Genomic DNA, 20059 nt, shown 5'->3' with positions numbered 1-20059 from the left:
TGGTGTCAGGCTGGGGGCTGCTGCGCAGCCCAACGGGGATAAATCCCCTCGCCACAAATGCAGTGTTTCCAGGGTTGTTGTTCATTAGCGAGTGCCTCCTTCGACCGGCACCGCCTTGATCACCGCCCTGGGCATCTGCGGCCCGGCGGGCGGCGTCCCCGGGATCGCCCTCGCCGAGGCCGGCAGTTGCGGGGCCTGCATGTCCGGCATTGCCCAGCTGCGATCCGGTTGCAGCAGGCCCTGGGCGCGGCGCATGAAGTCGTAGCGATTGAGGGTAATGCCGCGTCCCGCCGCCGTGTCGCGGATGATGTAGGGCCGCAGGAACACCATCAGGTTGGTCTTGGTGATCTGCCGCCGTTCGTTACGAAACAGCGCGCCGATCCCGGGAATCGTCGACAGCCACGGTACCGCGTCGTTGCTCTGGCTGTAGCCATCCTGCAGCAGCCCGCCAAGGACCATGATCTGCCCGTCGTCGAGCAGGATGCTGGTGTCGATGGCGCGCTTGTTGGTGACGATACCCGTGGTGCTCGAGGCGCGATTATCGACGCTGCTGACCTCCTGATAGATGTCGAGCTTGACCGTCCCGCCTTCGGAAATCTGCGGCCGGACATTGAGCTTCAAACCCACCTCCTCGCGGGTCACGGTCTGGAACGGGTTGTTGCTGGTGCCGCCCCCGCCCGTGACGTAGCTGCCGCTGACGAAGGGAATGGTCTGGCCGACAAAAATGCTCGCCGCTTCGTTGTCCAGGGTCAGCAGGTTCGGCGTCGACAGTACGTTGGTGCCGCCCTTGCTCTTCAAGGCCCGGGCCAGGACCTTGAGGTCGAGGATCTTGCCAATACCGGGAATGTCCACGGTGCCATTGACCAAACCCAGGTTCAGGCCCTGGGGCAAGACATCGATGCTGGTCTTGCCGTTGAGGTTGAGCCCGGTGCCGCCGAGGTTGACCCCGCCGATCACGCCGCTGCCACCGAGGTTGCCGGTCTGCCATTGCACGCCGAATTCGCTGGCGTCGTCCTCGCCGACCTCGACGATCAGGCTCTCGATCACCACTTGGGCCCGGCGCTGGTCCAGCAGGTCGATGACTTCCCGCAGGTTGCGGTACAGCGGGTCCGGCGCGGAGATCAGCAAGGTGTTGGTGGTGGCGTCGGCCTGGATGGTGACACCGCCGGCGCTGAAAGCGGTGCTCTGTTCGTTTTTCGTTGAAGCGGAGGTTGTCCCGTTGCTGCCCTGGGCGTAGCCGTTGGCGCTGGTCGACGCACTGCCGCTGGTGGTGGTGCTGCCGGTACCATCGCCACTGCTGCCCTGCCCATTCTGACCATTGGTACTGGCGCCCATGCCACTGAGCACCGAGCGCGAGTTGTCGTTGCCCTCGCCTTCGCTTTCCCCGGTGAGCAAGCCGCGCAGGGCCTGGGCCAGTTTGCCGGCCTGGGCGTTGCGCAGGTACACCACGTGCAGGTTGCTCGGGTTGTTCTGAGCGTTGTCGAGCTTGTAGATCAGGTTGCGCGCCAGCTCCGTGCGCTCGGGGCTGCCGGCGCGGATGATGATGGAATTGGAACGCGGATCGCCGATCACGTTGATCTTCTGGGTCTGGTCGCCGCCCTGGGTTTCCAGCAGGTCAGAGACCATTTGCGCGATGTCGACGGCGATGCCGTTGTGGATCGGCACCACATCGGTGTCAATGGCACTCGGGGTGTCGATGCCTTCGATGAGCTGCGCCACCCGCGACAGGTTTTCGGCGTAATCGGTGACGACAATGGTGTTGTTGCCCGGGTAGGCATTGATCGGGTTATTCGGCGACACGATCGGGCGCAGCACCGGGATCAGGTTCACCGCGTTTTCGTATTGCAGGCGGAAGGTGCGCGTCAGCATGCCGTTGCCGGCCGGTTTGTCGGCGCTGTAGATCGGCCCACCCAACAGCTTGGCATCGGCCTCCGGCACCACCTGGGCCACGCCGCCCACGTCTACCACGCTGAAACCTTGCATGCGCAGCGCAGCCAGCAGCATGTCGTAGGCCTGATGGGCCGGGACCTGGCCTTCGGAAACCAGCGTCAGGTTGCCCTTGACCCGCGGGTCCACCAGGAACTGTTGGCCGGTGGAACGGGACAAGGCCCGCACCACCGCCTGGATATCCGCCTCGACGAAATTCAGCGTCACCGGTTGATCCCCCAGGGGCGTGCGCGCCGGCACATTGCTGCGGGGCTCTCGGGCACGGGCGGTGAGATCGACCTGATGCCGCACCGCGGGCTTGCGTTCACGCAGGTCCTGGGCCCGCTGGCGATCGAGCAATGCATCGCCGCTGCGCTGGGTACTCCCCAATGGAATACCCAGCTCGCTGTCCACCAGCAACGGTGGCTGCGACGCGGGCGGCGTGCTGTTGCACGCACTCAACGCCAGCAGCAACAGCGGCGCGGCCTTGCGCCAATGACGTGGGTATCGGGCCCCTTTCATGAAGCTTCCTTAGCGCTTTGCGCCTGATCCATGCGAACGGTTCCGGACAGTGTGCCGGCGCTGTTGTCGAGGTTGTCGTGGTTATCGGGATTGGCAAGGGCGGTGCGCTGCAAACGGGCCTCGATCACCTCCAGGGAGAATTGCCGTGGATTGCCCAGCAGCCAGCTGATGACCGCCTCCGCCGGGGCCTGCTCGAACGTGAGCTGCCAGGCGCCGGGGCGCTCGGTCCCGGGCGCTTGCAATTGGTAGTGCTGGCTCAAGCCGCTGGCGTCCAGGCTCTGGCGCAAGGCGGCTTCAAGGGACAGACCTTGCGCGGGCCCGGCGACGCCACGCAACAGCACTTCGAGGGCCTCGGTCTGGGATCGCAGCTTCGGGGTTTCGGCTTGCCAGTAGGCGATGGTCTTGAGCGGTGGCTGGATCAGCGCGAGCCAGACCAGACAGCCGCCCAACACCAGCACGGCCAGGGCCACGGCGGCTTGTTCGCGCACGGCAAGCCCCTGCCAGAACGTGCGCAAACGCGTGCGAAAGATTTGCCAACGGACCCGCGCCAGTGACAGGGAGAGCTTATTCATCGTCGGCGTCCGGGGTTTCGTCGGAGGCGTCCTGCGTACCCTGGCCGGCCGGGGCCACCCGCAGGCGCCAGCCCTGGTCGACGGCGGCGACGTCGATGCCGGCCTGGGCCAGGGGGATTTTCCAATCCTCTTCGGCGGCGGTTTTCTGCGCCTCGGCCACGACAGTCAGGCGCAACTCACCGTTCTCGAACACCAACGCCTGGACATTGCCGCTCATGAACGGCATGGCGCTGCCCGCCTGTTGCACCAGGCTGGCAAAACGTTGGGCCGGGTCGGTCGCCGCACCGCTCTGGCGCGCAGCGATTTGCTGGCGTGCCTGTTGCAACGGGTTGAGGATCACCGGCAACTCGGGAAACGCCTGTTTCACCCGTTGGCTCATCTGCGCCTTTAGCCGTTGGCCCTGGGCCGCTTCGCGGGCGGCATAGAGGTTCAACCCGGCCACCCACACCGCCAGCGCTGTCGCGCAGATCGCTACCGCCCGGCCCCAGCCACCGCGCTCGACGGCGTTGCGTGCAAGACCGGCATGCAAGCCCCAGCCCGGAGCGGGGCCAGTCCAGCGTTGGCCTTCCGCCAAGGTGTCGAGGGAAGATTGTGGCGGCGCGGCGCCGATCCAGTGCAGCCCACCCCCCGTTTCCAGTAGCCACTCGTCCAGCGCCTCCTCCTGCAACGGTTGCACCACGGCGTGCTGCAGGCCATGGCGCACCAGCAGATGGTCGTCCTCGATGCAAGCCACCGGCCCCGACAGCACCGGCAAGGCGTAGGCCGCCGGGTAGAGGCCGCGCAGTTTCATGCCGGCCTGGTGCACTAGCCGCCCGAGATTGGCGAGGGATTCACGGTCCAGCCAGGCGATCTGCACCTGCCCGTCAATGTCACGCGGGCCATGGGCCACCTGCATGTGTTCGCTGGCGCCGAGCATCAGGGCTTGGGCCGCGCACGTCACCGCTGCGGTGATCTTGGCCGCCGGCAACAGTGGCAACTCCAGGCGGGTCAACACGCTGTCGCGGGGATGAAGGAAACACTCCACCGAAAGGTTTTTACCACGCTGGCCCAACGCCCGAAGGCTGCTGCGGCCTTGCTCGCGGACCTGGCCCTGGCGATCCAGCCAGGCAAACGCCAGCGGGCTGTCGAGGTCCAGGCTGCCCAGCGGCGCCAGGGCGATACGCAAGCGCGTCATACCCCCACCCTTGACCAGATCACCTGGGGCAAGCGGTCCTCGGTGCGTTGCAGCAAAGCTTCCAGTTCGACCCGCCGCTGACCACTGCGCGCCTGGCCCCGCAGGCGGAACCAGTCGCTGGTGATGCCAACCTTGACGCTGGCGGTCTCCAACTCCGGCATGCGCAGGCGATTGACGAAATCCCCGCGGTTGATAAACCAGTGGCCGCCGTCGCGCTCCCTGACCAGTGCCTCGGCCCGTTGCAGCGACAGCCCAGGCACGTAGGCGGCCAGCACCGGGGCACTGGCGGTGTTGCCATTGAGCCAGGTGTTGGCGGGCAGGATCGTCACGTAAGGCGCCAGTGTGTCCAGTAACCGCGTGGTGACGCCTTTGACGCTGCGCAAGTCTTGCAAGGTGCGCAGCATCGGCCGCGTCGGGGCCAGCGGCGTGTTGTCGGCCTGGGGCGACGTTTCGCGCCCGCTGTTGAAGGTATTGGCCTTTGGCGCCTGGTCCACCCGCTGCGGATTCAACAGGCGCGGATAGGCCTCGACCACCCTGTCGACGATACGCGTGCGGACCGTCGCGGCCACGCCCAACTGCAGGCACAGGCGTTCGAAGGCGCGCACTTGTTCCTCGTCCACCCGCTCATTGGCGACGAGGTTGCGCAGGTTGAACTTGCCTTGCTCATCTTCCAACTGGCCTTCGAAGGGTGTGTCGATCTGGCCTGAACCCGGTATCACGATGGGTTTGGCCCAGGGTTGGCCGAAGCGCGTCAGTGGATCGCGCTGCCGGGCATCCCGGAGCAACTGGCGACTCAGTTGCAGACCGCCCTGCAATCGCGCCGTGCCCTGGACGCGCAACTGCTCGGCCTCCAGGCTGCGAGTGAACAAGGTCTGGCGGGTCAGCATGCCGCCGGCGATGACCGCCACCACGGCGGCGATCAGCAAGGCACTGATCACCGCCATGCCGCGCTGCTTCGCCGCGAGGGGCGAATCCGTTCGCATCACGGCCCTTACAGCTGCCAGGAGCCAATGTCGGCATTCACGCCGTCGCCATCAGGCTGGCCGTCGGCCCCCAGGGAAAAGATATCGACTTCGCCGTTGGCACCGGGGTTGAGGTAGTTGTAGGGGCGGCCCCAGGGGTCGTTGGGCAGGCGCTCGAGGTAGGAGCGCCAGGTGCCGTTCTTCGCATCGGCCGGTTTCTCCACCAGCACCTTGAGACCCTGGTTCATGCTCGGGTAACTGCCGTGATCCAGACGATACAGCTTCAAGGCTTGCATCAGGCCACCAATGTCCTGTTTCGCCGCCGTTGCCCGCGCCTGGTCGGGACGGTCGAGGACCTTGGGCACCACCATCGCCGCCAGGATGCCGAGGATCACCACCACGACCATGATTTCGATCAGAGTGAAACCCCGCTGCCCGCGAGGGCCTTGGGAACGGGCGTTGTAACGGGCGATCTGCATCTCGACGGTCCTTCGCTGGATTCGATTCGAGGCGCAGTGTTGCAAGAAAATATGTCAGTGATATTGAAATTGCTCAGGAGCTTGCGTCGTCAATCGGTCACGAACGCCGGCTACCCTTGAGGCTGCCCTCGCACCCGAGCCCGCTCCATGCCACGCCCTGCTCCGCAAGCCGGCTTCACCCTGATCGAAGTGCTGGTGGCCCTGGCGATCATCGCCGTGGCCATGTCGGCCGCCGTGCGCGTGGCGGCGGTGATGACCCAGAGCAACGGCCTGCTGCGGGACAAATCCATCGCCCTGCTGGCCGCTCGCAGCCAACTGGCGCAGTTGCGCCTGGAAGGCCGTTTTGCCCAGGGTTCCAAAGTGTTCGAGTGCGACCAGGGGCGCTTGCTGCTGCGCTGCGAACAGACCCTGCGCCCGGCGGAAAACGGCCGGTTGCTGCAGGTTCAACTGAGCGTGTCGGACCGCAGTCGCGAAGCACCGCCGTTGGCTCGGCTGGAGACGTTGGTCAGCCGGGACAAACCTTGAATGGTATGGATTAACACATCCTCTGTGGCGAGGGGATTTATCCCCGCTGGGCTGCGAAGCAGCCCTAATAATCATCCTCATCAAATGCCAGGCCTAATGCATTCTGCCATTTGGGGCTGCTGCGCAGCCCAGCGGGGATAAATCCCCTCGCCACAAGGGCTTCAGCGGGTTAGCGAGGGCAAAACCACCGAATCCGGCAACCGGGCCAGGGCCAGTCGGGTCTGTTCGTTGCCACGTTCGATGACCACCGCCTGCGCCTCGATCGCCACCAGCCGTACGCCCTGGGCCACGCGTTCACCCACCAGGAAACTGCGCGGCGGCCCGTCGTTGAGGCTGAGGATCGCCACGGCGGCGTGGGTACCTGCCAGCACGCCGCTGACCTTGATGTTCACCGGTGCCGGCTGGTTGGAGAACCATTGCAACGCCGGGTTATCGGAACGCTCGGCCATGCGCTGCGGAGCGACGTCCGGCGTGCGCGACTCGGCCGACGTGAGCAGCAGCGAAGACCAGGTCGCCACCCCGGCCAACGCCGCCAACAAGCCCACGACCTGGACGATTTGCGCCGGGGACACACGTTCGATGAACGCCATGGCCTGAATCTCCTTTTTTTGATTCCAACTTGCAGCGTACGCGTCAATTCTCTCCGTTTTATTTCACATCCCTATCATCTTCACCGTGCAGGATGACGCTCACGCAAAGGAGCGCACATGAACCTCGGCAAGCAACGCGGTTTTACCCTGATCGAATTGATGGTGGTGCTGGTGATCATCGGCATCGCCAGTGCCGCCGTGAGCTTGAGCATCAAGCCGGATCCGTTGAAGTTGCTGCGCCAGGATGGCGAACGGCTGGTGCAGCTGTTGCAACTGGCCCAGACCGAAGCACGCAGCGACGGGCGGCCGATTACCTGGCGCTGGGATGCCAAGGGCTTTGGCTTCAGTCGCCGCGCGGACCGAGGCACCGGGGTCGATCGCTTCGAGGACGACCCGCAACTGCGCCGACGTCGCTGGCAAAGTCCATCGATGGAAGTGCGCGTGGAACCCAGGCAGCGGGTCGTGTTGAATGCCGAATGGATCGGCGAACCCTTGCAGATCCGCTTGTCGGACGGCCAGAACAGTCTCACTGTGCAACGCAGTGCCGCCGGGCGGGTGCAACTCCAATGAGCGCCCGGGAGAAAGGCTTCACCTTGCTGGAAGTGATGGTGGCGATCCTGCTGATGGCGGTGGTCAGCCTGATCGCCTGGCGCGGGCTGGACAGCGTGACCCGTGCCGACAGCCATTTGCAGGCCAGTACCGAGCAGACCGAAGCGCTGCTGCGGGTGTTGAACCAACTGGAGCGCGACGTGACCCTGCGCGCCAGCATCGAGCTGAGTGAACCGGTCAAACCCGGCGTCGACGACCAGCCCTCGACCGCACCGCCCGCCCTTACCGTGCGCAGCACCGAAGGTCGGGGCTTTCGCCTGGATGTGATCCGCGTGGCGGCGGCCCAGGAAGGCGAGCTGCAACGGGTGCGCTGGTGGCTCAAGGGTGACACGCTTTACCGCGCCCAAGGCCAGGCCCGCAACCGCTACCCCCTGCCCGCACCCGGCCCGGGCGTGGCCGTGCTCAGTGACGTCAGCGACGCCGGCCTGCGGTACTGGGACACGGAAAAAGGCTGGCGCAAACTCAGCGGCAACCGCCAGGAAAACCCGACAGGCATCGAAGTCAGCCTGACTCGCCAGACGCCTCAGGGGGCCGAAAGCTATCGACAGGTGCTGGGGCCGCTGGATTAGCTCGCGATAGCGGTGGGTCTGTTAAGGATGATGTCGAATGTACCGGCCCCATCGCGAGCAAGCTCGCTCCCACAGGGTTAACGGGTGACCTCAAGTTTTGGGCACAACACAGGGCCCCTTGTGGGAGCGAGCTTGCTCGCAATGAGGCCCGCCAGGCATCGCCGGCCTCAGCTCAGCACCACCACTCCACCCGGCAATTCGGTACATTTGGCGCCGTAGGCATCGCGGATCAACAGCGCCACGCCCGCCAACTGGTCGAGGCGAAACCGTGCCTGGACCTTGCGCTGGCCCAGTTCGCGATTGAGCAGCAGCAACATGCCGGGACGGTAGCGGTTGATTTCATCGATGACGCTGGCCAGGGTCGCATCGTTGAACACCAGCACCTGCTCACGCCAGGCAATGGCGGCCGACACATCGGCACGCTTGGGCGCGCCCACCTGGTGAGGGTCGTAAGTCAGTTGCATGCCCGGTTCCAGGCGAAACCGCTGGCCTTGCACCTCGACCTGCACCACGCCCTCCAGACAGGTCGCGCAGACGCTCTGGCCGGTGTAGCGGATGTTGAAGCGTGCCCGGGCGGCGCTGATCCAACCGGTGCCGGCCTGGACGCTGACCAACTGGGCACTGCGCCCCTGCACTTCAATTTCGCCACTGAGCAATTCCAACCCCTGTCCGCCATCGGCCAGCGCGCGACGGCTGAGACGGGTCTGGGTGTTGAGCTCCAGGCTAACACCCTCGACCCATTCCACTCGGCGCTGTTCGCCAACCTCGGTGATGTAGTCGGCCCCCAGCCCGGAAACACCGCCGGGCACCGTGGCGCGGATCAACAGGAAGGCCGCCGATGCCGCGAGGGCGCCACCCAACAACGCCCGACGGCCGAAATGCCGAGGCGCCTGCAACGCTGCGGCGGCGGGTTGCAGCCCATGCCACAACGCCTTGGCCTGTTCAAAGGCCTGCGCATGTTCGGGACTTTGCCCGCACCACAGGCGCAAGGCCCGGGCATCGGCCACGGTGGCGCGTCCCGAGGTCAGCAGGATCAGCCAATCTCGGGCCTCGCTGGCCAATCGGGCCTGGGGCGTGGCATCAGGGGAAGCGATGCTGAAGATGTTCAAGCGCACACACACTCATGAAAGGGTCGGGTCTCTACTCTCAAGACGGTTTTCCCGCGCCGGGACCGAACCGCTGAATGACTTTTCTTTCCAGGCGCAGGGCGCAATGCCCCAGCGCCGCCTTGATTTCCTTCTCCACCATGCGCGTGGAAATACCGAAGCGCTGGGAGATTTCCAGGTGCGGCGCTTCTTCCAGGCGGGCGGCGATGAAAATCCTGCGACGGCGCGCCGGCAGTTCGTACAAGGCCTTGAGCAAGGTCTGCAACTCCTTCTGCCCACCGACCACCCGCGCCGGGTCCTGCGCCTCATCCGAGACCTGCAGCAGTTCCTCGATTTCATCCCCCGTGAGCAAGCGCGCATCGGCCTGCCGACGGTCGGCGGCGATGTTCAGGGCCATGCGGTACAGATAGGCATTGGGCTGGGCGATGTCCGGCGTGTCGACCATGCGATCGACACGCAAGTAGGTTTCATGCAGCACGTCGTTGGCCAGCTCCTCGGAGCCCAGGCGCCTGCGCAGGCGCACCCTGAAATCCTCATAGGAGGTGAGGAACAACTTCACCAACGGGCTGCGACCGACGTCTTTCATCGCCCGGACACCCCTTCCCCTGTCATGCATTCCATGCTTTTTCCTGATGAGTCGGGTAACAAAAGCAGGGTCACCGGCTGGCGCAACGAACTGGGCGCCGGACGGTCGATCCTGAGGTTCTGCAAACTGTTGACCAGGGCCTTGTCCCGCATCAGGTCGCCCGTGGAACTGACCAGGCGGCTGTGCTGGACCACGCCGTCCCGGCCGATCCAGACTTGCAGCACCGCCCGAAAACTGCCCGGACGGGTCAACGGTGAACGACATAAATTGCGCTGGATGACCGTCTGGATGGCTGCCGCATAGTTGCTGTCACTCAAGCCCGGGGTGACACCGGCAGGCAGCGGCACCTCGCGGACCCGCACCGGCTGCAACGTGAACGCATCCGCCCGGGCATAATGCGCCGCCAGCCCGGTGCCGCCGAGCAACACCCGCAACCCTTCGGAGGGGGTGAACCGCCCCTGCACGCCCAGCGTCTGGCGTCGGCTCGATAGCTGGTGGTCCACCAGCACCGCCATGCCCGTCGCGCGACTGAACTGCTCCAGCGCCGTGGTCAGTTCCTGGGGCGCGATGTCCAGGTCCACCAAGCCCACCGCCTGGATCGGCCCGGCCAGCAGACACAGCAACACCATCAGCCACCCCAAGGGCGCCCTGGCCAATCCACGTCCGCGTCCGCCCCTGGCTCTGCCCTGCTGCACGACTGACGTATCCGTTGAAAATCGTCATCCTGAGGGGTGTTTATGAATGTCGTATGACAACTGATACAAATCCTCCAGGCCGCACTAGACTGATGCTCTGACAACGCACCGTCCGTAGCGGCGGGCCAGGAGGTCGGAGATGAAACAGTGGATGAACATGATGGCTGGCCTCGGGCTGTTCATGGCCCTGCCCTGGGCCCAGGGTGAAGAAGCCCCGGCCTGTATCGAGGTGACCGTGGGGGGTTACAAGACCCCCGACTACAACTGCCTGAGTCGGCAGATGGGCAACGACCCCCAGGCCGCGAAAACGGCGCAACAGGCCCAGGATGCCATGAACGTGCCGGTCAACGAACGCGCACCGAACAGCATCGGCCTGGCCACCCCGGCCGCCACGGGGGTGCGCATGGGCAATACATTCGGCACTTCGGTCAAGCCCCAACGGCCGCCGGCTACCTCGGGGACCTCGCCGCTGCTCAAGTAACGACGCCGCTTTTGTGGCGAGGGGATTTATCCCCGTTGGGGCGCGAGCGGCCCTAAAGCCTGACAGCTCGGGATGTCAGATAGATTGAGTCTTTGTTTTTGGGGCTGCTACGCAGCCCAACGGGGATAAATCCCCTCGCCACAAAAGCAGCTCGCCACAGTCTCCTTCAGGATTGGCAATCAAGCGCTGGGACTCTGGCGAAAACTCACCGCCAGCCGATTCCAGCTATTGATGGTACTGATCGCCAGGGTCAGGTCCACCAGTTCCTCCTCGCTGAAGCTGGCCCGGGCCTGGGCATAGACGTCATCGGGCACCAGGCTTTCAGCCAACAGCGTCACCGCCTCGGTCCAAGCCAGGGCGGCGCGTTCGCGAGTCGTGAAGAAACCGCTGTCGCGCCATACCGCCACCGCGTAGAGCCGCCGCTCGGTCTCGCCCTGGCGTCGCGCCTCCACCGAATGCATGTCGGTGCAGAAGGCACAGCCATTGAGTTGCGAGGCGCGGATCTTGATCAGGTGCAGCAGCGCCGGTTCGATACTCAGGCGACTGGTCAGGGCTTCCAGGCCGATCATGGCTCGCATCGCCCCGGGGGATGCGGTGTAGTAATCCAGACGCGGGCTCATGGCGGGCTCCGTGGTGTTCGAGACCTTCACGGTAGGCCCTGGTGCCGGGTAATCACAGGTCCAATTCGGCGAAAAAACCGGGGACAAGTCCAATGGACGGGATTTTCCCCACGCAACTTCTATGCAGTCGCACAATGCGGGTAATCTTGCGCCTTTGACGCTGGCCACCGAACAATCGCCCAGGAGCTTGCGGGTATGGAACTTCATGTTGTCATCAACGGCCGCAAGGACCTGTCGGGCCAGTTGTATCAACAATTGCGCAGCGCCATCGAGAGTGGCCGCCTGGCCGCCGGCACCCAACTGCCGCCCAGTCGCCTGCTGGCCGAGCAACTGGGTGTCTCGCGCAAGACCGTCTCCGACACCTACGCCCAACTGACCTACGAGAACTTCCTCACTGGCATCATCGGCAAAGGCACCTACGTCAATGCGCGGCCGGCCAAAGTCGTGCGCAAGCAAAGCCACCGCGAGCTGGCCGGCGCCGACGTCGTCGAGGCCTGGCGCACCATGCCGGACCTGATGCGCCACCCCACCCTCGAAGGTGCGTTGCGCTATGACTTCATCGGCGGCGCCACCGGCAAGGGACAGTTTCCGCTGGACGACTGGCGGCGCTGCACCGCCCACGCGCTGCGCCAGATCGCCAGCGCCAAGGGTTTCTACAGCCAGCCCGAAGGCCTGCCGTCGCTGCGTAATGCCATTGCCCGGCACATCGCGTTTTCCCGCGGGGTCAACTGCCAGGACGAAGACGTCGTGGTGTGCAACGGCGCGCAACAGGCCCTGGACCTGATCTCGCGGGTGTTGACCCGTCCCGGCAGCCTGGTGGCCATGGAAGATCCGGGTTATCCGCCGGCACGCTTGCTGTTCGGCTCCCAGGGCGCCACGGTGGCCGGGGTGCCGGTGGACGAGCAAGGCATGCGGGTAGACCTGATCCCCGACGGCACGCGGCTGATTTATGTGACGCCCTCCCACCAGTTTCCCCTGGGCATGCCCATGAGCCAGGCCCGCCGCGAGGCCTTGCTGGCGCGGGCCTATGAGTTGGGGGCGATCATCATCGAAGACGACTACGACAGCGAATTCCGCTACGAAGGCCGGCCCGCCGATTCGTTGCAGAGCCTGGACGAGCGTGGGATCGTCGCGTACGTCGGCACCTTCTCCAAGACCCTGCTGCCGGAGCTGCGGCTCGGCTACGCGATCCTGCCGCCGGCGATCCTCGAAGCGGTGATCCTGGCCAAGCGTCTCACCGACCAACACACCTCCACCCTGCCCCAGTGGGCCCTGGCAAAGTTCATCGCCGAGGGTTGCCTGCTCAAGCACATCCGCCGCTGCCACACCCTGTACGCCGGGCGCCGCGAGCGGATCCTGGCGCGCATGGCCGGGGACCTGTCGCCCTGGTTCGAGGCCGTACCCACCACCGCCGGCTTTCATATGGCCGTGCTGTGCAAGGTCCCGGTGGACCTGGCGCTGGTGATCGAGCTGGCGAAAAAAGCTGAGGTCGGGCTCTACAGCCTCGACGGTTTTTTCAATGATGTGCCCGTACGGCCGGGCCTGTTTTTCGGTTTCGGTGCTATCGAAACCCTGGACATCGACATCGCCCTCGACCGTTTGCGCGACATTTTGCAGCAGGTGGCCTGAGGATTGGACTGGGCATTTATCCGCCCATTGGCTGTTTGAGCCTCGCGCCGCCAGGCCTATCCTGCACGGGTGTCATTACGAATGAACACCCCCGTCCGACTTGATTCAGGAGCCTGAAACAATGTCTCGCCAAGTGATCAATACCGTACAGGTGCAAGCCGCCGCCGGTCGCTCGGAAGAACTGGGCCGGCAATTGCAGCAAATCGTCGAGACCCTGCGCGCCCTGCCAGGCTGCGACGCCTACATGGTCGACCGTTGCCCGGACGATGGCGACCGCTGGAATGTCAGCGCCCGCTGGCACTCGGAAGCGGCCATGCAAGCCCACTTCAACTGCCCGGAAGTGCAAGGATTCATCAGCCTGATCGACAACCGCCTGGCTCGAAGCGTGGATTTCAATAGCTTTCCGGTTGTCTGAAAGGCGCCGCTTTATTCCCGCTGGGCTGCGAAGCAGACCCAAAAAGCTGGATGCAGTTTGCCTGACACACCTGTGTGGCAAATTTTAGGGCTGCTTCGCAGCCCAACGGGGCGGTGCGACGTTTCGCTAAATCCCCTCGCCACAACGGTGCACGCCAGCTAATTGCACTGGCCAGCCCGCTGTAAATTCGTACTCACCCATTGGTCTACCCACCTTCCGAAAGATTGGACGTTTGCTTGCCCCACCCTGGGGCTTAGGGTGAACCCATCGCCGCTCCAGCGCGAAATCACTCGGAAAAAGGTCCATGCCCCATGAAAACGCTCTATCTGATCGCCGCCCTCAGCCTGCTGCCCATTACCCATACCTACGCCCACGAAGCCACACCTTCGGAAAAAGTCACGGTATTGCAGGAACAACTGCTGAAAAACGTTCCAGGCAAAAAAGCCATGATGCTGACCGTCAACTATGCCCCCGGCCAAGCGTCCATTGCCCACAAACACGAAGGCACGGCCATGGCCTATGTGCTGGAAGGCGCCATCACCTCCCAGGTCAAGGGCGAGCCGGCGAAGACCTACAAGGCCGGGGAATTCTGGTATGAAGCGGCGGGTTCCGAGCACCTGGTGTCGAAAAACGCCAGCACGAGCCAACCGGCGAAATTGCTGGTGTTCATGGTGATGGGAGAGGATGAAGCGGTATTGATACCGCTGAGAAACTAACGGATCAACGCAATCCCCTGTGGGAGCGGGCTTGCTCGCGAAGACGGCGGCACATCCAACACTTGTGCAAGCTGACCCGACGCATTCGCGAGCAAGCCCGCTCCCACAGGGTCCACAGTGAATCTTGAAAGCAAAAAAAGCCCCGCATCTCTTAATGCGGGGCTTTTTCATTCAACGCCGGATCAGTTGGCCGTCACGACCGCCTGACCACTCAACGCCAGGTCCAGCAGTTCGCGGTTGGCCACCGCGTACATGGCGTAGTCGGTACCGCTGGCGGCACGGATTTCCACCAGCATCGCACGCCAGCGCTCGACCATGCTGTGATGCTGCTCCAGCCACAGCGCCAGGCGGGTTTCCACATCCTGGGTACCGTCACCCTGCTGCAGGACCGAGATGGTGATCGCCCGTTGCTGCCAGTCGATGTCGTCGCGGAACGCTTCACGGGCCAGTGCCTGCCAGTTGTTTTCCACCGGCAGTGCGCTGATCTGTTGCAGGTACCAGGTGATGTCCAGGGCACTGCCCACGGCGAAGTAAGCCTTGGCCACATCGGCGGCGTTCTGGCCGGTGACGTCGGACGCCTCGATGATCGGCAGCAAGGTGTACAGGTGCGTGGTGCCGGCAACCATGCGCGCCAGCAGCTCCGGCACGCCAGCGGCCACATAGGCCTGGTAACGGGTCTGCCAGCCTTCACGGGTCGGGCCTTCCAGCAGTTCGTCGAGCTTGAGGCCCAACGCCGCCAGGTGCGGACCGAAGTGCGCCACGTCACGAGCCGCGTTCTGCTCGTTGCGGCGGCTGCGCAGGAACCAGCGCGTGGCGCGACGGCCCAGGCGCATCAGCTCGTCCATCAGCTCCAGTTGCACGTCGGCCGAGACCTGGTGATCCAGGGCTTCGATCTGCCGGAACCAGTGCGGGAGGTGGAAGATATCGCGCACGATCACATAGGCACCGGCCACGTTCGCCGGGCTCATGCCCGTCGACTCCTTGAGCCGTTGAACGAAGGTGATACCCATGTGGTTGACCAGGTCGTTGGCGATCTGGGTGCTGACGATCTCGCGCTTCAGGCGATGGCGACGCATGGCCTCGGAGAACTTGCTCACCAGCGTCGGCGGGAACGCGGTTTCCATGTCACGGGTCAGGTAATCGTCGTCCGGTACCAGGGAGTTGAGCAGCGCTTCCTTGAGGTCGATCTTGCTGTAGGAGATCAGTACCGACAGTTCGGCACGGGTCAGGCCATGGCCCGCCGCGACACGTTCGGCCAGTTGCTCTTCAGTCGGCAGGAACTCGATGGCGCGGTCAAGCTTGCCCCGGGCTTCCAGATCGTTCATCAGGCGCTTGTATTCGGCGATCCGCACGAAGGCGCGGCGTGCCGCCAGGGACAGGGCCTGGGTCTGCTTGTAGTTGTTGCCCAACACCAGGCCACCGACTTCGTCGGTCATGCTCGCCAGCAACTGGTTGCGCTGCTTGTCGGTCATGTCGCCGGCCTGCACCACTTCGTTGAGCAGGATCTTGATGTTCACTTCATGGTCGGAGCAGTCCACGCCGCCCGCGTTGTCGATGAAGTCGGTGTTGGAACCGCCACCATTGAGACCGAACTCGACGCGACCCAATTGGGTCATGCCCAGGTTACCGCCCTCGCCCACGACCTTGCAGCGCAGTTCGTTTCCGTTCACGCGCAGCGCATCGTTGGCCTTGTCGCCGACATCGGCGTGGCTTTCGGTGCTGGCCTTGACGTAGGTACCGATACCGCCGTTCCACAACAGGTCCACCGGCGCCTTGAGCAAGGCGTTGAGCAACTCGGTCGGGGTCAGCTTGTCGGCCGTGATGTCGAAGCGTTCTTTCATCTGCGGCGAGATGGCGATGCTCTTCGCGCTGCGCGAGAAGATACCGCCGCCTTCGGACATGATGCTGGTGTCGTAGTCGGTCCAGGCCGAACGCGGCAGATCGAACAGGCGCTGGCGCTCGGCGAAGCTGCTGGCAGGCTCAGGGTTCGGATCAATGAAAATGTGCAGGTGGTTGAAGGCCGCGACCAGCTGCAGCTTGTCGGACATCAACAAGCCGTTGCCGAACACGTCGCCGGCCATGTCGCCGACGCCCACCACGGTGATGCTGTCTTCCTGGACATTGATGCCGCGCTCGCGGAAGTGGCGCTGCACGCCGACCCACGCGCCCTTGGCGGTGATGCCCATTTTCTTGTGGTCGTAGCCGGCCGAACCGCCGGAGGCGAACGCATCGCCCAGCCAGAAGCCGTAGTCGATGGCGATGCCGTTGGCGATGTCGGAGAAGGTCGCCGTGCCCTTGTCCGCCGCGACCACCAGGTACGGGTCATCGTCGTCATGACGCACGACGTTGGCCGGCGGTACCAGCGCGCCGTCCTTCAGGTTGTCGGTGATGTCCAACAGGCCCGAGATGAAGATGCGGTAGCAGGCGATGCCTTCGGCCGCGATCTCGTCCCGGCTGCCGCCCAGCGGCAAGCGACGTGGCAGGAAACCGCCCTTGGCGCCCACGGGCACGATCACCGAGTTCTTCACTTGCTGGGCTTTTACCAGGCCCAGCACTTCGGTGCGGTAGTCTTCTTCACGGTCGGACCAGCGCAGGCCACCGCGGGCAACGTTGCCGAAGCGCAGGTGCACGCCTTCGACCCGTGGCGAGTAGACGAAGATCTCGAACTTCGGTACGGGCTTGGGCAGTTCCGGGATCAGGTGCGGGTTGAACTTGAAGCTGAAGTAGGACTTGTTCTGGCCGTTGGCGTCGGTCTGGTAGAAGTTGGTCCGCAGGGTGGCCTTGATCAGGTCCAGGTAGCGACGCAGGATGCGGTCTTCGTTGAGCACCTGGACGTCGTCCAGGGCCGAGAGGATCGCCTGCTCCAGGCGCAGTTGCTTGTCTTCCAGGTCGTCGCCGCTGAGCTTGCGCGCCAGGTAGAAGCGGGTCTTGAACAACCGGGTCAGTTCGCGAGCGATGTCGGTGTGGTTGTTCAGGGTGCTGGCGATGTAACCCAGGTCGAAGCCCAGGCGGATCTGCTTCAGGTAACGGGCGTAGGCACGCAGCAGCGCCACGTCGCGCCATGGCAGGCCGGCGGTCAGCACCAGGCGGTTGAACGCATCGTTCTCGGCATCGCCACGCACGATGTGGACGAAGGCATCCTGCAAGGTGTCGTTGAGTTGCTGGATGTCCAGGTCCAGGCCTTCGGCGGCGGTGAACGCGAAATCATGAATCCAGAACTCGCGGCCGTTGGTGTGGCGCAGGCGGTACGGGAATTCCCCCAGCACGCGCAGGCCAAGGTTTTCCAGGATCGGCAGCACGTCGGACAGCGCCAGCGGCGTGTCGGCGTGATACAGCTTGCAGTGCAGCTCGCGCTGGCCGGAGACCTGGCCCAGCGGCTGGTAGAAGCTCATGACCAGCGGGTTCTTTTCGTTCAGGTTCAGCAGGTGCTGCATGTCGACCACGGCCGAGTGCGCGGCAAAGCGCTCGCGATAGCCGGCCGGGAAACCTTTCGGGAAATCCGACAGCACGTTGGTGCCCTGGGCTTCGCCGAAGCTTTCGATGACCAGGCTGGCGTAGTCGTCCTTCCAACTGCGGCAAGCCTGCACGACTTCTTTTTCCAGCAGCAGCGGGTCGATGTCCAGGCGATTCTTCGGATCCACCCGCAGGATCAACTGCACACGGGCCAGTACGGATTCGGAGAAGAAGGTCCAGAACTCGCAGTCCGAGGCCTTCAGGCGATCCATCAGCACTTGCTGGATCTTCTGGCGCACTTCGGTGGAATAGATGTCACGTGGCACGTAGGCCAGGCAATAGCAGAAACGACCATACGGGTCTTTGCGCAGGAACACGCGGATCTTGTTGCGTTCCTGGATCTGCACGATGGACATGACAGTGCTGAACAACTCGTCCACCGGGGTCTGGAACAGGTCGTCACGGGGCAGCACTTCGACCACCTGGGCCAGTTCCTTGCCCAGGTGCGCCTTGGCCTGGAAGCCCGAGCGACGCTCGATTTCCGCGACCTTGCGACGGATGTACGGAATAACCCGCACGCTCTCGCCATACACCGAAGAGGTGTACAGGCCCATGAAACGGCATTCCTTGATGACCTTGCCGCTGGCGTCGATTTCGCGGATCGACACATAGTCCGGGTAGGCCGGACGGTGTACGCGGCTCGGGTGCGCGGCCTTGGCGAACGACAACAGCGTCGGCTCGCGCAGGTAGGCGACGGCGTAGTCTTCGATGCGCAGGTCTTCGGCGGTCAGGCCGGCGCGCAGCAATTTGGTCAGGCCGAGGAACGAATCGGGGTCGTACTCGATGTGACCGCCGTCGGCCTCATCGCGCACCACGAACTCTTCGTAGCCCAGGAAGGTGAAGTGGTTACCCACCAGCCATTCCAGGAAGCTCTTGATCTCGCTCTTTTCATCAGCGTCGATGGCGTAGGCGCTGCTGTCCAGGCTGTCGAGGATTTCCTGGACCTTGGCTTTCATCGGTTCGAAATCGGCCACAGCCACGCGCACTTCGCCCAGCACTTGCTCAAGTTCCTTGCTCAGGACGTTGAGTTCGGCGGCGTTGGCGCAACGGTCGATTTCCAGGTACATCAACGACTCTTGCAGGATGTCGTCGCCCTGGGTGCCTTTTGGCAGGATTTCCAGCAACTCGCCCTTGCTGCCGCGACGCACGCTCAGCACAGTGGTTTGCAGGGTATGGATGCTGTAGCCGCGACGGTTCAGCTCGGTGCGGACCGAGTCCACCAGGAACGGCAGGTCGTGGTGCAACACTTCCACGGCCGTGTGGGTCGACTGCCAGCCGTGGCGTTCGTAATCGGGGTTGTACACGCGCACCTGCGGTTGCGTGTGATCGAAGCGCTCAAGCAGGCGCCAGGCAGACAGGGTGCAGCCGGCGAGGTCGGACAACCGGCGCTGGGTAAGTTCATCGAGGGAAATGATGCCGAAGAATTGTTCAGCGAACAGCGCCACTTGTGGCAGTGCCTGTTCACTGATGTGCTGCGCCAGTGCCGCTTGCAGTTGGTGCTGGAAGTCGGCTTTGCTGGCTGCGGTGAAGAACGCCATCTGTGGTACTCCGCTTGGGCTTGTTATTGATTGAAGCGTCGCGTGCAACCCCTGCGGGGCTGTCGGCCACCCCGTTCCTGATTCTCGGGCAGAGGAAACAGGATGACAGGTGGGTGAAGCTGGACAGGACCCGCAGGTCACATCCTTTTCCATGTAATTTCATGTCATGGACACCTGCAAAAACCACCCTGGGGTGGCCTTGGCAGGTGCACATCCGTTGCGCAGCTTAACGAGTGCGACAACCTGCCTGCTTGCAGCGCTGCGACATATTCGGTCATCGACTAGCTAAACAGCCGGTACGCACCGAACAACCCTAGCAGGCTGGGGGCCAAACGGCACCCCGAGGCGGTAAACCAGCAGAAAATCCTTCGGGCTGGCAGAATCCACTTTTTGCACCCCCGCAGGTGCACTCGATCCTGGAGCCATCACCATGCAAATGACCACCGCCCTTCTGATCGCCAACCCGTGTGATGAAGAAGAAGACAACATGGCCATGCTCTGCTGCCACAGCGCCCAGGGCGAAATGTTCCTGATGACGCGCTACCCCGACGAAGACGAACTGGAAATCGCCCTTGATGGAGAGCCTTCGACACTGGACGGCGTCAAGGTCACCCTCAGCCCGACCCGCTTGCTGATTGAAATTGCCCCGACGGATGCCGATGCGCTCAACGGCGACGATGTGCTGGAGATCACCCACGACACCGATACGGCGGACCTGGCGGAAGTGGAATTGACGCTGCAGAACATCCTCAAGGGGACGGGGACCTATATAAGCCAGCTCTGAGATCCGGACACGAACACGCTCCCGTGGCGAGGAATCAGTGCATCCGCC

The 20059-nt window shown here is 63.8% G+C and carries 19 protein-coding genes; 8 read left to right on the top strand and 11 right to left on the bottom strand.

The genetic code is table 11. The features are described from left to right. Positions 1-84: 84 nt before the first annotated feature. Genes gspD through gspG form a run of 5 tightly spaced genes read right to left on the bottom strand, consistent with a single transcriptional unit; the run spans position 85 to position 5635 of the window. A complete protein-coding gene (gene gspD, locus BM317_RS07415; RefSeq protein WP_092473736.1) occupies positions 85-2448 on the bottom strand; it encodes a type II secretion system secretin GspD in 2364 nt (787 codons plus the stop codon). Then, complete coding sequence (gspM, locus tag BM317_RS07410) at positions 2445-3020, bottom strand: type II secretion system protein GspM (RefSeq protein ID WP_092473734.1); 576 nt, start codon at positions 3018-3020, stop codon at positions 2445-2447. Before gspM ends, gspD begins: the two co-directional genes overlap by 4 nt. After that, the gene (gene gspL, locus BM317_RS07405; RefSeq protein WP_092172886.1) at positions 3013-4194 is read right to left on the bottom strand and encodes a type II secretion system protein GspL; all 1182 of its coding nucleotides are present in this window, start codon (positions 4192-4194) and stop codon (positions 3013-3015) included. Before gspL ends, gspM begins: the two co-directional genes overlap by 8 nt. Continuing rightward, positions 4191-5177, bottom strand: coding sequence for a type II secretion system minor pseudopilin GspK (gene gspK, locus BM317_RS07400; protein ID WP_092172883.1), 987 nt, complete (start codon positions 5175-5177; stop codon positions 4191-4193). The genes gspL and gspK overlap by 4 nt, the downstream gene beginning before the upstream one ends. Before the next feature lie 8 nt (positions 5178-5185). After that, a complete protein-coding gene (gspG, locus tag BM317_RS07395) occupies positions 5186-5635 on the bottom strand; it encodes a type II secretion system major pseudopilin GspG (protein WP_060742020.1) in 450 nt (149 codons plus the stop codon). 147 nt (positions 5636-5782) lie between these two features. Here gspG and gspI point away from each other — a divergent pair, with 147 nt between their 5' ends. Further along, complete coding sequence (gene gspI, locus BM317_RS07390) at positions 5783-6160, top strand: type II secretion system minor pseudopilin GspI (protein WP_092473732.1); 378 nt, start codon at positions 5783-5785, stop codon at positions 6158-6160. Positions 6161-6321: 161 nt separating this feature from the next. On the opposite strand, the gene BM317_RS07385 is transcribed toward gspI, so the two are convergent. After that, on the bottom strand, positions 6322-6750 hold the full coding sequence (locus BM317_RS07385) for a type II secretion system protein N (protein WP_092473730.1): 429 nt from the start codon (positions 6748-6750) through the stop codon (positions 6322-6324). A gap of 117 nt (positions 6751-6867) precedes the next feature. Here BM317_RS07385 and gspH point away from each other — a divergent pair, with 117 nt between their 5' ends. Together gspH and BM317_RS07375 are read left to right on the top strand one after the other, a co-directional pair. Continuing rightward, the gene (gene gspH, locus BM317_RS07380) at positions 6868-7320 is read left to right on the top strand and encodes a type II secretion system minor pseudopilin GspH (RefSeq protein ID WP_092198312.1); all 453 of its coding nucleotides are present in this window, start codon (positions 6868-6870) and stop codon (positions 7318-7320) included. Further along, positions 7317-7928, top strand: coding sequence for a PulJ/GspJ family protein (locus tag BM317_RS07375; protein ID WP_092473728.1), 612 nt, complete (start codon positions 7317-7319; stop codon positions 7926-7928). Before gspH ends, BM317_RS07375 begins: the two co-directional genes overlap by 4 nt. 167 nt (positions 7929-8095) lie before the next feature. Here the strand turns inward: BM317_RS07375 and BM317_RS07370 are convergent, their stop codons facing one another. From BM317_RS07370 to BM317_RS07360, 3 genes are read right to left on the bottom strand one after another with little or no spacing between them, the layout of a single operon-like run. Then, the gene (locus tag BM317_RS07370; protein ID WP_092473796.1) at positions 8096-9037 is read right to left on the bottom strand and encodes a FecR family protein; all 942 of its coding nucleotides are present in this window, start codon (positions 9035-9037) and stop codon (positions 8096-8098) included. A gap of 37 nt (positions 9038-9074) precedes the next feature. Further along, complete coding sequence (locus BM317_RS07365) at positions 9075-9620, bottom strand: sigma-70 family RNA polymerase sigma factor (RefSeq protein ID WP_092168759.1); 546 nt, start codon at positions 9618-9620, stop codon at positions 9075-9077. Beyond that, positions 9617-10249 carry a TonB C-terminal domain-containing protein gene (locus BM317_RS07360; RefSeq protein ID WP_072404476.1) on the bottom strand — a complete coding sequence of 211 codons (633 nt, stop codon included), beginning with the start codon at positions 10247-10249 and terminating at the stop codon, positions 9617-9619. The genes BM317_RS07365 and BM317_RS07360 overlap by 4 nt, the downstream gene beginning before the upstream one ends. Before the next feature lie 205 nt (positions 10250-10454). Here BM317_RS07360 and BM317_RS07355 point away from each other — a divergent pair, with 205 nt between their 5' ends. Beyond that, positions 10455-10796 carry a hypothetical protein gene (locus BM317_RS07355; RefSeq protein WP_092168764.1) on the top strand — a complete coding sequence of 114 codons (342 nt, stop codon included), beginning with the start codon at positions 10455-10457 and terminating at the stop codon, positions 10794-10796. A gap of 179 nt (positions 10797-10975) precedes the next feature. On the opposite strand, the gene BM317_RS07350 is transcribed toward BM317_RS07355, so the two are convergent. Then, positions 10976-11416 (bottom strand): carboxymuconolactone decarboxylase family protein, encoded by a 441-nt coding sequence (locus BM317_RS07350; protein WP_092473726.1) that lies wholly within the window; start codon positions 11414-11416, stop codon positions 10976-10978. Positions 11417-11611: 195 nt separating this feature from the next. Here BM317_RS07350 and BM317_RS07345 point away from each other — a divergent pair, with 195 nt between their 5' ends. The 3 genes from BM317_RS07345 (at position 11612) to BM317_RS07335 (ending at position 14176) form a co-directional block, all read left to right on the top strand. Next, positions 11612-13045 carry a MocR-like pyridoxine biosynthesis transcription factor PdxR gene (locus tag BM317_RS07345; protein ID WP_092473724.1) on the top strand — a complete coding sequence of 478 codons (1434 nt, stop codon included), beginning with the start codon at positions 11612-11614 and terminating at the stop codon, positions 13043-13045. A 121-nt stretch (positions 13046-13166) separates the two neighbouring features. Continuing rightward, complete coding sequence (locus BM317_RS07340) at positions 13167-13460, top strand: putative quinol monooxygenase (protein ID WP_092168773.1); 294 nt, start codon at positions 13167-13169, stop codon at positions 13458-13460. A gap of 311 nt (positions 13461-13771) precedes the next feature. Then, positions 13772-14176 (top strand): cupin domain-containing protein, encoded by a 405-nt coding sequence (locus BM317_RS07335; RefSeq protein WP_092473722.1) that lies wholly within the window; start codon positions 13772-13774, stop codon positions 14174-14176. Between the two features lie 182 nt (positions 14177-14358). Here the strand turns inward: BM317_RS07335 and BM317_RS07330 are convergent, their stop codons facing one another. Then, positions 14359-19227 carry an NAD-glutamate dehydrogenase gene (locus BM317_RS07330; RefSeq protein WP_092473720.1) on the bottom strand — a complete coding sequence of 1623 codons (4869 nt, stop codon included), beginning with the start codon at positions 19225-19227 and terminating at the stop codon, positions 14359-14361. A gap of 430 nt (positions 19228-19657) precedes the next feature. Here BM317_RS07330 and BM317_RS07325 point away from each other — a divergent pair, with 430 nt between their 5' ends. Beyond that, positions 19658-20011, top strand: a complete 354-nt coding sequence (locus BM317_RS07325) for a hypothetical protein (RefSeq protein ID WP_092473718.1) — start codon at positions 19658-19660, stop codon at positions 20009-20011. The last annotated feature ends 48 nt before the right edge of the window (positions 20012-20059 follow it).

The organism is Pseudomonas sp. NFACC24-1 (assembly GCF_900115235.1).
Classification (GTDB): domain Bacteria; phylum Pseudomonadota; class Gammaproteobacteria; order Pseudomonadales; family Pseudomonadaceae; genus Aquipseudomonas; species Aquipseudomonas fluorescens_AA.
This window is presented reverse-complemented; position numbering and strand designations above follow the sequence as displayed.

Coding starts and splice junctions, on each gene's coding strand:
- BM317_RS07335 (WP_092473722.1), top strand. CDS start 13,772: ATGAAAACGCTCTATCTGATCGCCGCCCTCAGCCTGCTGCCCATTACC.
- BM317_RS07355 (WP_092168764.1), top strand. CDS start 10,455: ATGAAACAGTGGATGAACATGATGGCTGGCCTCGGGCTGTTCATGGCC.
- BM317_RS07345 (WP_092473724.1), top strand. CDS start 11,612: ATGGAACTTCATGTTGTCATCAACGGCCGCAAGGACCTGTCGGGCCAG.
- BM317_RS07350 (WP_092473726.1), bottom strand. CDS start 11,416: ATGAGCCCGCGTCTGGATTACTACACCGCATCCCCCGGGGCGATGCGA.
- BM317_RS07325 (WP_092473718.1), top strand. CDS start 19,658: ATGCAAATGACCACCGCCCTTCTGATCGCCAACCCGTGTGATGAAGAA.
- BM317_RS07385 (WP_092473730.1), bottom strand. CDS start 6,750: ATGGCGTTCATCGAACGTGTGTCCCCGGCGCAAATCGTCCAGGTCGTG.
- BM317_RS07360 (WP_072404476.1), bottom strand. CDS start 10,249: ATGGTGTTGCTGTGTCTGCTGGCCGGGCCGATCCAGGCGGTGGGCTTG.
- gspK (WP_092172883.1), bottom strand. CDS start 5,177: ATGCGAACGGATTCGCCCCTCGCGGCGAAGCAGCGCGGCATGGCGGTG.
- gspH (WP_092198312.1), top strand. CDS start 6,868: ATGAACCTCGGCAAGCAACGCGGTTTTACCCTGATCGAATTGATGGTG.
- BM317_RS07330 (WP_092473720.1), bottom strand. CDS start 19,227: ATGGCGTTCTTCACCGCAGCCAGCAAAGCCGACTTCCAGCACCAACTG.
- BM317_RS07375 (WP_092473728.1), top strand. CDS start 7,317: ATGAGCGCCCGGGAGAAAGGCTTCACCTTGCTGGAAGTGATGGTGGCG.
- BM317_RS07340 (WP_092168773.1), top strand. CDS start 13,167: ATGTCTCGCCAAGTGATCAATACCGTACAGGTGCAAGCCGCCGCCGGT.
- gspM (WP_092473734.1), bottom strand. CDS start 3,020: ATGAATAAGCTCTCCCTGTCACTGGCGCGGGTCCGTTGGCAAATCTTT.
- gspD (WP_092473736.1), bottom strand. CDS start 2,448: ATGAAAGGGGCCCGATACCCACGTCATTGGCGCAAGGCCGCGCCGCTG.
- gspL (WP_092172886.1), bottom strand. CDS start 4,194: ATGACGCGCTTGCGTATCGCCCTGGCGCCGCTGGGCAGCCTGGACCTC.
- BM317_RS07365 (WP_092168759.1), bottom strand. CDS start 9,620: ATGAAAGACGTCGGTCGCAGCCCGTTGGTGAAGTTGTTCCTCACCTCC.
- gspG (WP_060742020.1), bottom strand. CDS start 5,635: ATGCAGATCGCCCGTTACAACGCCCGTTCCCAAGGCCCTCGCGGGCAG.
- gspI (WP_092473732.1), top strand. CDS start 5,783: ATGCCACGCCCTGCTCCGCAAGCCGGCTTCACCCTGATCGAAGTGCTG.